Consider the following 683-nt stretch of genomic DNA (forward strand, 5'->3'; position numbering starts at 1 on the left):
TAGTATTGTAGTACCGCGTCGAGATTGCGCGCGGCGGCCAGGGTCGTGCATTAATCGGGCTGGAACCGACCCCGAGGCCCCCTTGTCCGAAAACCCGCGCGTCCTGATCGTGGACGACGAAGCCGGCATCCGCGAAATGCTCGTCGAGTATTTCCAGATGCAGGGCTTCCGCACGGCCCAGGCCGTCGACGGCGCATCGGCCCGCGCGCAGGTCGCATCGTTCCGGCCGGATCTCGTCCTGCTCGACCTCAACATGCCCGGCGAAAACGGCTTGAGCGTCGCACGCTGGCTGCGCGAGACGACGACCGCCGGCATCATCATGCTGACCGCCGCGCACGGCACGGTCGACCGGGTCGTCGGGCTGGAAATGGGGGCCGACGACTATGTCGCAAAGCCGTGCGACCTTCGCGAACTTCTGGCGCGCGCACGCAGCGTGCTTCGTCGCCGGTCGACACCGCCTTCTCCCGCCGTGCCTGCGGTTCCCGACGCGCGGCGCGTGCGGATGGGACGATGCACGCTGGAACTCGACGCGCGCCGGCTTCTCGACGCCGACGGGGCCGAAGTGGTCCTGACGACCATGGAGTTCGACCTGCTCGCGGCCTTCGCGCAGAACCCGAACCGGCCGCTGGAACGCGACCGACTGCTGGAGCTTGCCCACCATAAACGGTGGGAACCGTTCGATC

General features: G+C 67.8%; 1 protein-coding gene. It reads left to right on the top strand.

All coding sequences use genetic code 11. The annotated features are described in order from the left end of the window. Positions 1–82: 82 nt before the first annotated feature. On the top strand, positions 83–683 hold a 601-nt coding region (locus JNK54_10785), incomplete at its 3' end, for a response regulator (GenBank protein MBL8024743.1).

This window comes from Elusimicrobiota bacterium (assembly GCA_016788905.1).
GTDB lineage: Bacteria > Elusimicrobiota > Elusimicrobia > FEN-1173 > FEN-1173 > JADKHR01.